A 13415-nucleotide genomic window follows, 5' to 3' on the forward strand; every position below is an offset into this window, starting at 1 on the left:
GAATGAAAGGAGTGAATGTTTTATGCGCCGTGTTACACTTGAACAAATTTTTCAGCATCCCATCACCCAAAAATATGTAAACCGTTCTGGAATGGTTCATGCGATTGCTGTCGCTTATCACGCGTTCCACTTAGCCAAAAAGCATCACGCCTCAGTCGATGCGGCAACAAAGGCTGGCTTTCTTCATGATATCGGACATCACACATGGTATCGCAATGGGGAATGGGACTATGAATTGTATAAAGAGAATGATATACACGCTATTAAAGGAGCGGAAAGAGCTCATAAATTGCTAATCCGATTAGGAGAACACCCTAATCAAGCAAAGGAAATTTCTGTTGCCATTCTCCTGCACACTGATTCTTTTCTACTAGAGCAAACACTTGAAAGAACGTCTCTGCAAAATATTATTAAATGGGCAGATGAAGCAGATGAAGAACCAGGGGGAACACATCACTATCGAACAATCTCTTATGAAAAAGCACTGCAAGCGATCAAGCGATTAGATCAGATGGTAGATCGCGAATTACAAACAAATCCACCATCCTGTTTGCATATTCCTGCAAATAAAGGAAAAGAACAAACAAAACTTGTACAGCATTAACATAAAAAGTGAAACTTCCATCAATGGGGGATTTTCTTCATCCCCCACTGATGGAAGGCTCACCCAATCGGGCTCTTACCGCCCAAAATAGCGGGATAACTGAAAATACATGAATAACAAACTTACAAATAAAAAAAGCAGAGATTATCTCTCTGCTTTTTTGTTCGCCTTATTTCCTGGTTGTAAGAAAAACGATAAGACTAAGGCAATGGCTGTTAAGAGCGTCGCAATCCAAAACGCATCATTAATTCCGTTAATAACGGACAACTTCGAAACTTGCCCAAATAGCATTTGCGAACCTAACGCGTTTCCTGCCTGAGCTGACCCAGTCAATGCAGCAACACTTTGCCCCATTTGAGCTAGTTTGTCTACAATAATTGGATTCGTTGTTGTTATTGCATTTGCATAGTCTGCCATATGATTTGTCGTTTGCTGCGTCATAATTGTAATTAAGAGCGCAGTCCCGATTGAACCAGCAACTTGTCTTGATGTATTTTGCGTTGCCGTTCCATGAGAAATGAGTCTCATTGGTAGAGCATTCATCCCCGCTGTCATGATTGGCATCATGATAAAGGACATCCCAAACGAACGAATAATATAATCTCTCATAATTTCAAAATAAGGTGTGTCTAATGTTAAATGTGTAAATTGATATGTTGCGTACGTTGTAAGAAGTAATCCAAAAATAGCAAGTGGGCGAATTCCATATTTATCAAATAATTTCCCGGCAAACGGCCCCATCAATCCCATGATTAAAGATCCTGGAAGAAGGAGTAATCCGGAATCAATCGGTGTAAATCCACGGATATTTTGTAAATATACAGGAAGCAATATCATGCCGCCATATAATGCCATTGTAACAATTGCATTGATTAAAAGCGTCGAAGTAAATGCAGAATAGCGGAATACGCGCAGATCTAACATTTTATTGTCAGCCGTTAACTGTCTCCATATGAATAAACTTAGTCCAATGATACCAATTACAATTGCAATGATAACTTCTGCACTGCTCCAACCGTTATTTCCCGCTTCACTAAAACCATATAGTAAGCTTCCAAGTCCGATACTAGAAGCGATCACACCAAACGTATCTAGCGTTGCCTTTGATACAGGCTGTTTCAGTGTGAAATATTTTAGTGCTAATGCAATAATGAGTACACCAATAATAAACATCGCATAGAACATAACATTCCATGTATAGTTTTGAATAACCCACCCTGTAATTGTTGGTCCAACGGCAGGTCCTAAAATCATCGCAATACCAAGTAGTCCCATCGCGGCCCCGCGTTTATGCGGCGGGAAGATTGTCATAAAAATATTCATTCCGACAGGCATTAAAATACCAGCACCAACAGCTTGAATGACACGTCCTGTCATCATCATCGTAAAACTTCCAGATAGCGCACAAATAAGCGAACCTACTGTAAAGAACAGCATAGCCGATAGAAATAAGTTTCGATACGTAAATCGAGAAACTAAAAATGCACTAATCGGTACTAATACCCCGTTCACAAGCATAAAACCCGTTGTAAGCCACTGCGCTGTAGATGTTGATACATTAAATTCATTCATTAATGCTGGCAAAGCCACGTTAATTAATGTTTGATTCAAAATCGAAATGAACATCCCGAAAATAAGAACACCCAAGACTGCTTTTACGTTAAAATCAGGAAGCATCGTTTGAGAACGAGAAGATTTCTGTTCTGTACCTTCTGCTTTTTGTTCTTGAACTGGTTCTTCTTGTTTTACGATTTTTTGTTCTTGGGCTGGTTCTTCTTGTTTTACAATTGATTCTTCTACAATCGCTTGTTTTCCAGTTCTTTCTTCAGTAGCTTCAGATGTTTCTTGTCTTATTACTGCCTCTTTTGTATCTTCAAAAACCGCTTGAACTGGTTCTTCTAGCCCCTTTTCTTTTTTCCTAAAGACACGATTTACAACGATGAACACGCCAATACATAAAAGAGCGTACCCTGCAATAAAAATCGAGGACATATTTCATTCCCCCTTACTTATGAATTCGAACTGTGACATTCATGCCCGGGACAATATTTAATGATTTATTATGGTCTAGTGAGATTTTAACCGGAATAACTTGTGTTACTTTCGTATAGTTTGCTGTTGCATTGCTAGATGGCAGCATAGAGAATGTATTTGCTGTTGTTAAACCAATTTGTTCTACTTTTCCTGTTAATGTTGTAGAAGGATATGCATCTACATATACATCTACATCTTGCCCTTTTTGAACATCGTCGATATCTGTTTCTTTAATGTTTGCCGTTACCCATAAGTCGCTCATATTATACGCATATGCAAGTGGTGTTCCCGGCGCAATGTAAGAATCTTGCGTTGCATTCGATTGAACAAGCGTTGCATTTGTTGGAACTGTAACATCTACTTCTTGCGCTGTATTGCCAGCGTTACTCGTTACAGAACCTACTTTATCGCCAGCATTATAATTTTTTCCTACTTCAGCTGTCCAGCTTGTTAATTTCCCAGAAACTGGAGATGCAATAGGTACTACTTTCCCATCAATTTTAGCATTGTCTGTTTTTAAATAATTTGTTGATTGATTATAATAATAATAGCCAGCAAATCCTCCACCAACTAACACAATCAATGTAATAATGTTGATGACAACCATTCTTCGTAATTGACTCATTGTGTTCTCTCCTTATTTTTAATTTTAGTTTGTTTTCTAATAAGCCCTTTCTTTTTTAGTTAATAATATTGACCATTCATATTATTAAGGACTAATCAAAAAAAAGAACCCTTTTTCTGGCACAAAATACTCTCCTTATTTTGTGCTAAGAAAAAGAATATCGTTTATAATTATAAATAATTTATTACGAACGACAACCGTCAATTTATTTCGATATGTTGTTTTTCCGACATTCGCCTATATATGTGTTGAAAAAGTATGAAAAACAAAGCAAGGAGAACGAAAATGTCTATTAAAAATTCAAATGATCCACGCGTAAAACGAACGAGGCAAGCGATCCATGATGCTCTTATATCTTTAATACATGAAAAGGGTTTTGATAGCATTACGGTTCAAGATATTGCTGAAAAGGCAACTGTAAATCGCGCAACCTTCTATAGTCATTATCACGACAAATATGATTTATTAGACAAAAGCATTGAAGAAATGTTAACAACATTAGCGGATATTCTCAAGTCGAAGAAATTAGATAAGAAGGAGTTTGAACTTACCTTTGATACGCCCCATCCTATCTTTTTATCTTTGTTTAGCCATATTGCTGAACATGCTTTCTTTTATCAAGTGATGCTCGGAGATAACGGGATTCCGAAGTTTTCCTTGCAAATGATGAAAGCGATTCAAGCGAATCTGCTTATCGCCCTTTCTCTTTCACAACCAAATGAAGAAGAATTGATTGTGCCTCGTGATATTCTCGCTAGTTATATTACAGGTGCACATTTAGGTATGATTCTTTCTTGGTTAAAACGAAACATGCCGTATACGCCCCATTACATGGCCTTGCAGCTATCTCGTTTAATCATTTTAGGTCCGTATGCAGCCGCTGGATTAGAATCACCATTTAAATGAAAAAGAGCGAAAAGAATATCCTTTCGCTCTTTCTTATATCAATCAAATGTAATGTTATGTACAGCCTCAGCATCAAGACGTTTCACAACTTCTACAATTAACTTCACTGTGTTTTCATAGTCATCACGATGTAACATTGCAGCATGAGAATGAATATAGCGAGTTGCAATTGTAATTGCCATCGCTGGAATACCATCTACAGAAACATGAATTGCACCTGCATCCGTTCCGCCGCCTGGCAGTGCATCGTATTGATATGGAATATTTAATTCATCTGCTACGCCAACAACGAAGTCACGAAGACCTTTATGTCCAACGATAGATGCATCATATAAAATAATTTGCGGGCCATCACCCATTTTGCCTTGTGCTTCTTTTTCGCTTATACCTGGTGTATCACCAGCAATACCAACATCGACTGCAAATGCGATATCAGGTTGAATATAATTTGCAGATGTTTTCGCCCCGCGAAGACCTACTTCTTCTTGTACAGTTCCAACACCGTATACGATATTTGGATGTTTTTCATCTTTTAATTGTTTTAGGACATCAATTGCGATTGCACAGCCAATGCGGTTGTCCCATGCTTTCGCAAGTAACATTTTCTCATTTTTCATCACTTGGAATTCAAAATATGGTACAACTTGATCTCCTGGACGTACGCCCCACTCCATTGCCTCTTCTTTACTAGAAGCACCAATATCAATAAACATATCTTTAATATCCACTGGTTTTTTACGAGCTTCTACTGGTAAAACGTGAGGTGGTTTTGAACCAATGACCCCCGTTACATCACCGTTGCTCGTAACAATAGTTACACGCTGTGCTAACATAACTTGTGACCACCAGCCGCCAACTGTTTGGAAGCGTAAGAAACCTTTATCAGTAATTTGCGTAATCATAAAACCAACTTCATCTAAGTGACCCGCTACCATAATTTTTGGGCCGTTACCGTCACCGATTTTTTTCGCAACTAAGCTTCCTAAATTATCTGTTGATACTTCATCAGCAAACGGTGCAATATATTTTTTCATTACTTCACGAGGCTCACGTTCATTTCCTGCAATCCCGCGTGCATCCGTTAGTTCTTTTAACATTGTCAATGTCGCATCTAATTTTGTCATTGGACAATGACCTCCTTTTTCTTCATCCCTTCAATTATACAAGAGGGGGAAAGAATGTTCAAAAAATTTCATCAATACCCTTCTGTTTGACGCTGATGATTCACTTCGTTTTTATCTAAATATGCTTTCTCAATCTCTTCTTGATCAAAATCAAGTGCTTGTCCTAGGCGAAGATAGCTCGTAAACAATTCAATATAATTTGTAATAGACGGCTGTTCGTTAAAACGGATTGCTTTTGCATATGCATCTAAGAAAATTTCTACCTGCGTTTTATTTGTTGTTGCACACTTATAAAACAAGAAATTTTTATCAACGCCTAAGTCAATCCCGATAGATAAAATAAAATGTAAGCCATCTACATACTCTTCTAGTACAATCTCACACTCAGATGCTGGCTTGTTGCTCCAATATTTAAAGCAGCGTGTTTCATTTGCCAGTTCACCAATTTCTACAAGAAGCGCTAGCATTTTTTCTTTTAAGAGCTTTTTCGGCTCTAAATTATGTTCTCTCGCAATACGGTCGTCTAACTCTTTTTGTAATTTAAATAGTTGTAGTAAATCCAAAACGTACTCCTCCTTCAATATCAAATAAACATTATCCGATATTGTTCCATTCTAATGGTAAATGTAAGAAAATAAGCAAGTCATATTCTTACATTATAACAGTGTCAGTTTCGCGTGGAAAGACAAGATTGTCTGAAGTCAAGCTTCCTTTTCACAGCATATTTCATTCAAATAAAGTGAAACTTTCATCAGTGGAAGTTTTCTTCATCCCCACTAATGGAAAATGGAAAGCTCTCACCAATCGGGCGCATGCCAGCAGTTATCCTCCATCTATCTTCTTCGGACTCCTCATAATCTTATGGGTGGGGTCTTACTACCCGCGAATAGAAGGATAAACATAAAAAGCCCGAGAAATACCTCCGACTTTTATGTTTATTCTTCTATATTATTGTATCTTTTATGCCTACTTTGTCATATCTAAAACAACACGTCCATTAATCTTTCCTTCTTCCATTTCAGAAAAAATATCATTAATTTCATGAAGATGACGTGTTTCAATAATTACTTTTACTTTTCCTTCTGCGGCAAATTGCAGTGCTTCTTGTAAATCTTTACGTGTTCCAACGATAGAGCCAACGATTTTTACAGCATTTAATACAGTATCAAAAATTGGCACTTCCATCATCTCTGGTGGTAAACCGACTGCAACGCATGATCCGCCGCGGCGCACTGCACGGTAGGCTTGGTCAAATGCCGGCTTCGACACAGCTGTACAAATGGAAGCATGCACACCATTTACTTGTTCATGAATCCAAAGTGCTGCATCCTCTTTTAATGGATTCACGACTAAATCTGCACCCAATTCTTTTGCGAGTTCAAGTTTTTCATCAAATGTATCCACAGCTACAACGTGTAAGCCCATTGCCTTTGCATATTGTACTGCTAGGTGTCCAAGTCCACCAATCCCAAAGATAGCAACCCACTGTCCAGGTTTTGCTTCAGATACTTTTAACGCTTTATATGTTGTAACACCTGCACAAAACAGCGGTGCTGCGTCAATAAAACTTAAGTTCTCAGGCACTTGCATTACGTAATCCGCTGCCGCAACGCAATATTCGGCATAACCGCCATCAACAGAATAGCCGGCGTTATGTTGATCCAAGCAAAGCGTTTCTCTTCCTGTTAAACAGTATTCACAATGACCACATGCTGAATATAACCATGGGATCCCAACACGATCACCAACTTTTAAATGCGTAACACCTTCGCCGACTTCTTCAATTACACCAACACCTTCATGTCCTGGAATTAATGGCAGCTTCGGCTTTACTGGCCAATCACCGTGTGCTGCATGCAAGTCCGTATGACAAACGCCGCAAGCGTGAATATGTACAAGTACTTGATTTGGACCTGCTTTCGGTTTCGGCACGTCCTTTACCTCTAATTGTTCTTTAAATTGGTTTACAACAGCTGCTTTCAAATGAATTCCTCCTTCAACCCGCTTTTTGGAAAAAGTTTTCATTTACATATTAAAGCATTTCTATTTACCAAAGAGGAACTTTTTTGGATATTTTTTGAATTTTTTATGAATATTAGGATTTATTCTTTGATAATAAACATTAAAAAAATCCTTAGGAGCAATGTCCTAAGGATTTATTATCAATTACTTGTTTAAAGCAGTTTTAGCAGCTGTTGCTAATTCAGCGAAAGCTTTTTCGTCATAAACAGCTAGGTCAGCAAGCATTTTGCGGTTTACTTCGATACCAGCAAGCTTAAGACCGTTCATTAAACGGCTGTAAGAAAGACCGTTCATACGAGCAGCTGCGTTAATACGAGTGATCCATAATTTACGGAAGTCACGTTTCTTTTGACGACGGTCACGGAACGCATACATTAAAGATTTCATTACTTGTTGGTTAGCAACTTTGTATAATGTATGTTTAGAACCGTAGTAACCTTTTGCTAATTTAATAATTTTTTTACGACGTTTACGAGTAACCGTACCACCTTTTACTCTTGGCATATTATTTCCCTCCTAGATATCTATCTGAACAAAATATTAATTACATGTTGTCAAGCATTTGACGAATACGTTTGAAGTCACCAGCGCTTACTACACCAGCTTTACGTAATTTACGTTTAGCTTTTGTAGATTTGTTAGCGAATAAGTGGCTTGTGTAAGCGTGAGAACGCTTTAGTTTACCAGATCCTGTTTTTTTGAAACGCTTTGCAGCGCCGCGGTGAGTTTTCTGTTTAGGCATAGTGATTTCCTCCTCTATTTATTACTTATCATTTTTCGGTGCTAAAACTAAGAACATACTACGTCCTTCCATTTTTGGCTTAGATTCAATTGTACTAACTTCAGCACAAGCTTCAGAGAAGCGATCTAAAACACGTTGACCGATTTCTTTATGAGTAATAGCACGACCTTTAAAGCGAATAGACGCTTTAACTTTGTCGCCTTTCTCCAAGAATTTAATAGCATTACGAAGTTTTGTGTTAAAGTCATGTTCATCGATTGTTGGACTTAAACGAACTTCTTTCATGCTAATGATTTTTTGATTTTTGCGCTGCTCTTTTTCTTTCTTTTGTTGCTCAAAGCGGAATTTTCCGTAGTCCATAATACGGCATACTGGTGGTTTCGCATTTGGAGCAACTAATACTAGATCAAGATTTACGTTTGCAGCCATATCTAATGCTTCTTGACGAGACTTAATTCCAAGTTGATCACCATTTGCACCAACTAAACGTACTTCACGTGCACGAATTTGCTCGTTAATCATCATGTCCTTGCTAATAGTAAGCCACCTCCAAGGTTTTATGGGAATACGTTTTGGGAAGGCAGAACCCAAACAAAAAAGTGCGGGCATATGACACCCACACTTGTAATATCTTAAGTAAGAAATACATTTACCCGGTAACTGCTTTCGCGTCAATCAGGTGAGAAGCGGGTGCTTCTACTTGTTCCACAAATCCGTATTCTATTATCCTTGATGATTCTATCATAGGACGTGATGCGTGTCAAGAAGTCGAGCTTCTTAAGTAGCAACAAAAAATATTGTAACAAACAAAACGAATACATGCAACATTTTTTTATACAAAGCGAACTTTGGTTCTTATTACCAAACAAAAATATAAAAAAAGCCGCGGACGAACCGCGACTTTTTCTTATCGTTTTCCTTCAGCTTTAATTAAGTCAACGAAAGCATCTAATGAGATTGTTTCTGATTTTTGTTCGCCGTATTTACGTACGTTTACACCAGTTTCAGCAACTTCATTGTCACCTACTACAAGCATATACGGGATTTTTTGCATTTGTGCTTCGCGGATTTTGTAACCGATTTTCTCGTCACGAGTATCCACTTCAACACGAATGCCAGCACGTTGTAATTCTTCTTGTACTTTCTTCGCATAGTCTAAATGTACTTGCGGAGAAACTGGAATTACTTGCACTTGAACTGGTGCCAACCAAGTTGGGAATGCACCTTTGTATTCTTCGATTAAGAAGGCAACAAAGCGTTCCATAGTTGATACAACACCGCGGTGGATAACAACTGGACGATGATGCTTACCGTCTTCACCGATGTAAGTTAATTCAAAGCGTTCTGGAAGTAAGAAGTCTAATTGTACAGTTGAAAGTGTTTCGTCTTTTCCAAGCGCAGTACGAACTTGCACGTCAAGTTTCGGACCATAGAACGCCGCTTCACCTTCAGCTTCATAGTACTCAAGACCCATTTCATCCATAGCTTCTTTTAACATGCCTTGTGCTCTTTCCCACATTTCATCGTCATCGTAATACTTTTTAGTATCCTCTGGATCACGATAAGATAAGCGGAATGAATAATTTTCTAAACCGAAGTCTTTGTATACTTCTAAAGTTAAGTTTACAACGCGTTTTAATTCTTCTTTAATTTGGTCTGGACGAACGAAAATGTGCGCATCATTTAAAGTCATCCCGCGTACACGCTGTAATCCAGATAGTGCACCAGACATTTCATAGCGGTGCATTGTTCCAAGCTCCGCAATACGGATTGGTAATTCACGATAGCTATGGATATCATTTTTATAAACCATCATATGGTGAGGGCAGTTCATTGGACGAAGTACTAATTCTTCATTATCCATTTCCATTGATGGGAACATGCCATCTCGGTAGTGATTCCAGTGACCAGAAGTTTCATAAAGCTCTCGGCTTCCTAGTACCGGAGTATATACGTGGTCATAGCCTAAACTTGCCTCTTTATCAACAATGTAACGCTCGATAATACGGCGGATTGTTGCACCTTTTGGTAACCAAAGTGGTAAACCTTGTCCTACTTTTTGGCTATTTGTAAATAGTTTTAACTCTTTACCTAATTTACGGTGATCACGCTCTTTCGCTTCTTCAAGCATACGTAGATGCTCATCTAATTCTGCTTTTTTCACGAATGCAGTACCGTAAATACGTTGCAACATTTTGTTGTTGCTATCACCGCGCCAGTAAGCACCTGCCACGCTTAATAATTTAAATACTTTAATCTTCCCTGTAGATGGAAGGTGAATACCGCGGCAAAGGTCGAAGAATTCGCCTTGTTCATAAATTGAAATAACCGCATCTTCTGGAAGATCGTTAATTAATTCTAATTTTAGCTCATCGCCGATTTCTTCATAGCGACGAAGTGCTTCAGCACGTGGTACTTCATGACGAACGATTTCTAAGTTCTCGTTCACAATCTTTTGCATTTCTTTTTCAATTTTTGGGAAGTCCTCAACTGTAATTGCTTCTTCCATATCGATATCGTAGTAGAAGCCATTTTCGATTACTGGACCAATTCCTAGCTTCACATCTTTATATAAACGCTTTAATGCTTGTGCTAATAGGTGGGCTGTTGAATGGCGTAAAATGTACAAACCATCTTCAGAATCTAATGTAACGATAGAAATTGTACCATCTTGCTCAATCGGTGTACGTAAGTCTACCATTTCCTCATTTAATTTCCCTGCGATCGCTTTTTTCTTTAAGCCAGGGCTAATAGAAGCAGCAATGTCTTCTGTTGTTGTTCCTTTTGGAAACTCCTTCACAGCTCCGTCTGGGAATGTAATTTTTACTACATCTGCCATCTTTGGTCACTCCTTTTTTATAGTCAAAATAAAAAACACCCGTCCCTATAAAAAGGGACGAGTGTTGAATTCGTGGTTCCACCCTTGTTCCAGCTAACGCATTGTTAACTGCTCAAGTTCATTATAACGGCATTTACCGTCAGCAATTACTAGAATTTCGTTCACTGCTGAAGTTCAGAGGTGGTAAGTAATAATCTCGTATTAAGAAGCTCACAGCCTAAGGCTTCCCTCTCTGAGAATCGTAGATAATCACTCATGTCCTCATCGTAACATTTCAATGTATTTTCATGTATGTACGTAATTATATGCTCAAAAATTTAGAAAATCAAGGGCGTTCCCTTTATTTTTATAATTTTTCACATTCTTTTCAAATTCATGAAGCGCATATAGTTGCACTCTCTCTTGAAACACATTTTGAATTGTCACGATCATATTATGATCTTGCTCTTTTGTATACAGATGAATTTTTTTAGGCGCAATTGAAAGAAGCGGCGCCATGATATTCGGATCAATATATAAATCTTTTTGAGAGAGTAATCCTTCTTCTATATACTGAACAAGTTTATCTTGTTTTAAACGAGCTCCCTTTTCATCATAAAAAATAAAACTGTCATCAAACACAAGATGCAAGGATGACAAACGCGACTTTCGACTGCTTACTTGCTGCCTAAGCGTTTCCACAAACATTTGATACTCTTGTTCTAATTTATATTCGTCTATCGCCATCTCCGCAGTTCGATATAAAAATTCACTGTACTTTCTTAAGCGAAAACGGATATATGCTTCAAACGAAAAAGACATCGTATCGCGCATCCATCCTCGCAAGGAAGACACCACCAATTCTTTCCCTCTTTGTTTAGAAAGCGCATCTGTTAGCCCTTTACGTTTTCCATTCAAAATAGAATGGGCCATATGTAAAATTTGAATTCTCTCTTCTCGCTCTTCATAGTAAAACTTCTCTTTTAAAATAGCACTTATCCATTCATCTTGTTTTGTATTTATAATATATTGAACAAGTACTGGAATAACCACTCGATCAATATAGCCTGATTTTTGTATTGGTATATGAACAATCACCATTTGTTCGTACAAATAAATACTTATTTCTGCATTTATATCATCTGTCCGTTTTTTCAGCTCTTTATATATAACAATGGCATCATTTTTTTCTTCGAAGCAAATTTCAATCACTTTTGTCCCCCCTTTTATAATCCTTGCTATTTCCATATATATTAGGGGAATGTACAAAAAATGATACAAGCTAATATGAATTTTTTATATTCATAAGCCATTTTTACTGTATAATTTTACTAAAAAGATTTTAAAAAGAGCGATACAATATGTACGAATACAAATTTGTAAAAATCGAACTAAAATCCGGTCTAATGGCATCTAAACCAAAAGAAGATTATCAAACAATTATTACAGAACACGCTAAAGAAGGTTGGCGCTTCGTACAAATTTTCGCTCCTAGTACAGCAGGAACTGGATCAACTGCATATTTCGAACTTATTTTCGAACGAAAACAAACTATATAATAAAAAAGAGCAAGCTCACTGCTTGCTCTTTACGTATGCCGACGATTTTTCCCACCAATAGGAATCGGCTTCGCTAAATATTTAATACGCTCCATAATACGGGCCGCTTTCATTTCTTCTGCTTCTCCACGCTGCGTATATGTTAGATGATGTTCTAACTCTTTAAAATCAAAATTTGATGTAAAGAACGTCGGTAAATTTTCCAACATGCGAAATTGTAAGATGGCACCGAGGACATCATCACGTACAAAGCTGGACATTGCTTCTGCCCCAATATCATCTAACATTAAGACTTGTACACGCTTCACAGCATCAATCTTTTCACCTATCGTGTTATCTTGCAGTGAACTTTTAATTTCCCGTAAAAATTCTGGTAAGTATACAATCATTGAACTTACCTTTTTTAAGGCTAATTCATTTGCAATCGCTCCTAAGAGATACGTTTTTCCTACACCAAATTTACCATAGAGATATAAACCCTGTACTTTTTTCCCCGGTTCATACGCACTTAAAAATCCATTCGCTGCATCAATCGCATCAATACGCGCATCTAAATCCGATGGGTCTAAATTTTCCATAGAAGCCTTCAAAATATCACTTGGCATATAGACACTCTGCACTAATTTTTCATATTTCTTTCTCTCATCATAAGCTACTTTTCTCACACAACGATCATACTGAATATCAATCATCTTACCTTGAATAATCAATTTTGGCTCATATCCTTGAATCATATTTTTACATGATTCTAAGTTCGGACAATCTGTGCATCCAACACTTTGCTCAATATATTCATACAGTTTCACAAGACTTCGTTCTATCATAGAAGTCGTTACTTCCCCTTTATGTTCTTCCACAAATTCTTTCACACGGGGATGTGCCATAACTTCTGCTTTTAACACTTCATATCTATTTTTAAAATTTTCGTTTTGCATCAATTTTGCAAATGAATTTTGAATATGCTCCATTTTTTCACCTCAA

General features: G+C 37.6%; 14 protein-coding genes and 2 other annotated features. Of the genes, 3 read left to right on the forward strand and 11 right to left on the reverse strand.

The window, feature by feature from the left end:
* Positions 1-22: 22 nt before the first annotated feature.
* On the forward strand, positions 23-604 hold the full coding sequence (locus tag WAX78_RS08850) for an HD domain-containing protein (protein ID WP_336481901.1): 582 nt from the start codon (positions 23-25) through the stop codon (positions 602-604).
* Positions 605-748: 144 nt separating this feature from the next.
* Here WAX78_RS08850 and WAX78_RS08855 read toward each other — a convergent pair whose 3' ends face one another.
* Both WAX78_RS08855 and WAX78_RS08860 read right to left on the reverse strand, forming a co-directional pair.
* The gene (locus tag WAX78_RS08855) at positions 749-2596 is read right to left on the reverse strand and encodes a DHA2 family efflux MFS transporter permease subunit (RefSeq protein ID WP_336481902.1); all 1848 of its coding nucleotides are present in this window, start codon (positions 2594-2596) and stop codon (positions 749-751) included.
* Between the two features lie 13 nt (positions 2597-2609).
* On the reverse strand, positions 2610-3263 hold the full coding sequence (locus WAX78_RS08860; RefSeq protein WP_336481903.1) for an HlyD family secretion protein: 654 nt from the start codon (positions 3261-3263) through the stop codon (positions 2610-2612).
* Between the two features lie 285 nt (positions 3264-3548).
* Here WAX78_RS08860 and WAX78_RS08865 point away from each other — a divergent pair, with 285 nt between their 5' ends.
* Positions 3549-4169: a TetR/AcrR family transcriptional regulator gene (locus tag WAX78_RS08865; RefSeq protein ID WP_336481904.1), complete on the forward strand. Its 621-nt coding sequence runs from the start codon at positions 3549-3551 to the stop codon at positions 4167-4169.
* A 38-nt stretch (positions 4170-4207) separates the two neighbouring features.
* Here the strand turns inward: WAX78_RS08865 and WAX78_RS08870 are convergent, their stop codons facing one another.
* From WAX78_RS08870 to ytxC, 8 genes are all read right to left on the reverse strand, one after another.
* Positions 4208-5293 (reverse strand): M42 family metallopeptidase, encoded by a 1086-nt coding sequence (locus WAX78_RS08870; protein WP_336481905.1) that lies wholly within the window; start codon positions 5291-5293, stop codon positions 4208-4210.
* Positions 5294-5364: 71 nt separating this feature from the next.
* Positions 5365-5856, reverse strand: a complete 492-nt coding sequence (locus tag WAX78_RS08875; protein ID WP_336481906.1) for a dUTP diphosphatase — start codon at positions 5854-5856, stop codon at positions 5365-5367.
* A 403-nt stretch (positions 5857-6259) separates the two neighbouring features.
* Positions 6260-7276 (reverse strand): alcohol dehydrogenase AdhP, encoded by a 1017-nt coding sequence (gene adhP, locus WAX78_RS08880; protein ID WP_336481907.1) that lies wholly within the window; start codon positions 7274-7276, stop codon positions 6260-6262.
* 183 nt (positions 7277-7459) lie between these two features.
* Positions 7460-7819: a 50S ribosomal protein L20 gene (rplT, locus tag WAX78_RS08885; RefSeq protein ID WP_230573755.1), complete on the reverse strand. Its 360-nt coding sequence runs from the start codon at positions 7817-7819 to the stop codon at positions 7460-7462.
* A 40-nt stretch (positions 7820-7859) separates the two neighbouring features.
* The gene (rpmI, locus tag WAX78_RS08890; RefSeq protein WP_020060080.1) at positions 7860-8057 is read right to left on the reverse strand and encodes a 50S ribosomal protein L35; all 198 of its coding nucleotides are present in this window, start codon (positions 8055-8057) and stop codon (positions 7860-7862) included.
* 21 nt (positions 8058-8078) lie between these two features.
* Positions 8079-8582: a translation initiation factor IF-3 gene (infC, locus tag WAX78_RS08895; protein WP_020060081.1), complete on the reverse strand. Its 504-nt coding sequence runs from the start codon at positions 8580-8582 to the stop codon at positions 8079-8081.
* A 62-nt stretch (positions 8583-8644) separates the two neighbouring features.
* Positions 8645-8765, reverse strand: a sequence feature (ribosomal protein L20 leader region).
* Positions 8766-8964: 199 nt separating this feature from the next.
* Complete coding sequence (thrS, locus tag WAX78_RS08900; RefSeq protein WP_336481908.1) at positions 8965-10896, reverse strand: threonine--tRNA ligase; 1932 nt, start codon at positions 10894-10896, stop codon at positions 8965-8967.
* A gap of 50 nt (positions 10897-10946) precedes the next feature.
* Positions 10947-11173 (reverse strand) — a binding site (T-box leader).
* A 32-nt stretch (positions 11174-11205) separates the two neighbouring features.
* Positions 11206-12087 carry a putative sporulation protein YtxC gene (gene ytxC, locus WAX78_RS08905; protein ID WP_336481909.1) on the reverse strand — a complete coding sequence of 294 codons (882 nt, stop codon included), beginning with the start codon at positions 12085-12087 and terminating at the stop codon, positions 11206-11208.
* A gap of 149 nt (positions 12088-12236) precedes the next feature.
* On the opposite strand from ytxC, the gene WAX78_RS08910 reads away from it, so the two are divergent.
* Positions 12237-12434 carry a DUF4177 domain-containing protein gene (locus tag WAX78_RS08910; protein WP_336481910.1) on the forward strand — a complete coding sequence of 66 codons (198 nt, stop codon included), beginning with the start codon at positions 12237-12239 and terminating at the stop codon, positions 12432-12434.
* A gap of 29 nt (positions 12435-12463) precedes the next feature.
* On the opposite strand, the gene dnaI is transcribed toward WAX78_RS08910, so the two are convergent.
* Entirely contained in the window at positions 12464-13402 is a 939-nt protein-coding gene (gene dnaI / locus WAX78_RS08915) for a primosomal protein DnaI (protein WP_336481911.1), read from the reverse strand.
* Between the last annotated feature and the right edge of the window lie 13 nt (positions 13403-13415).

Origin of the sequence: Bacillus yunxiaonensis (assembly GCF_037104695.1) — a bacterium.
Taxonomy (GTDB): Bacteria; Bacillota; Bacilli; order Bacillales; family Bacillaceae_G; genus Bacillus_A; species Bacillus_A yunxiaonensis.

Coding starts and splice junctions, on each gene's coding strand:
- WAX78_RS08855 (WP_336481902.1), bottom strand. CDS start 2,596: ATGTCCTCGATTTTTATTGCAGGGTACGCTCTTTTATGTATTGGCGTG.
- rplT (WP_230573755.1), bottom strand. CDS start 7,819: ATGCCAAGAGTAAAAGGTGGTACGGTTACTCGTAAACGTCGTAAAAAA.
- WAX78_RS08910 (WP_336481910.1), top strand. CDS start 12,237: ATGTACGAATACAAATTTGTAAAAATCGAACTAAAATCCGGTCTAATG.
- rpmI (WP_020060080.1), bottom strand. CDS start 8,057: ATGCCTAAACAGAAAACTCACCGCGGCGCTGCAAAGCGTTTCAAAAAA.
- dnaI (WP_336481911.1), bottom strand. CDS start 13,402: ATGGAGCATATTCAAAATTCATTTGCAAAATTGATGCAAAACGAAAAT.
- WAX78_RS08865 (WP_336481904.1), top strand. CDS start 3,549: ATGTCTATTAAAAATTCAAATGATCCACGCGTAAAACGAACGAGGCAA.
- infC (WP_020060081.1), bottom strand. CDS start 8,582: ATGATGATTAACGAGCAAATTCGTGCACGTGAAGTACGTTTAGTTGGT.
- WAX78_RS08850 (WP_336481901.1), top strand. CDS start 23: ATGCGCCGTGTTACACTTGAACAAATTTTTCAGCATCCCATCACCCAA.
- WAX78_RS08870 (WP_336481905.1), bottom strand. CDS start 5,293: ATGACAAAATTAGATGCGACATTGACAATGTTAAAAGAACTAACGGAT.
- WAX78_RS08860 (WP_336481903.1), bottom strand. CDS start 3,263: ATGAGTCAATTACGAAGAATGGTTGTCATCAACATTATTACATTGATT.
- thrS (WP_336481908.1), bottom strand. CDS start 10,896: ATGGCAGATGTAGTAAAAATTACATTCCCAGACGGAGCTGTGAAGGAG.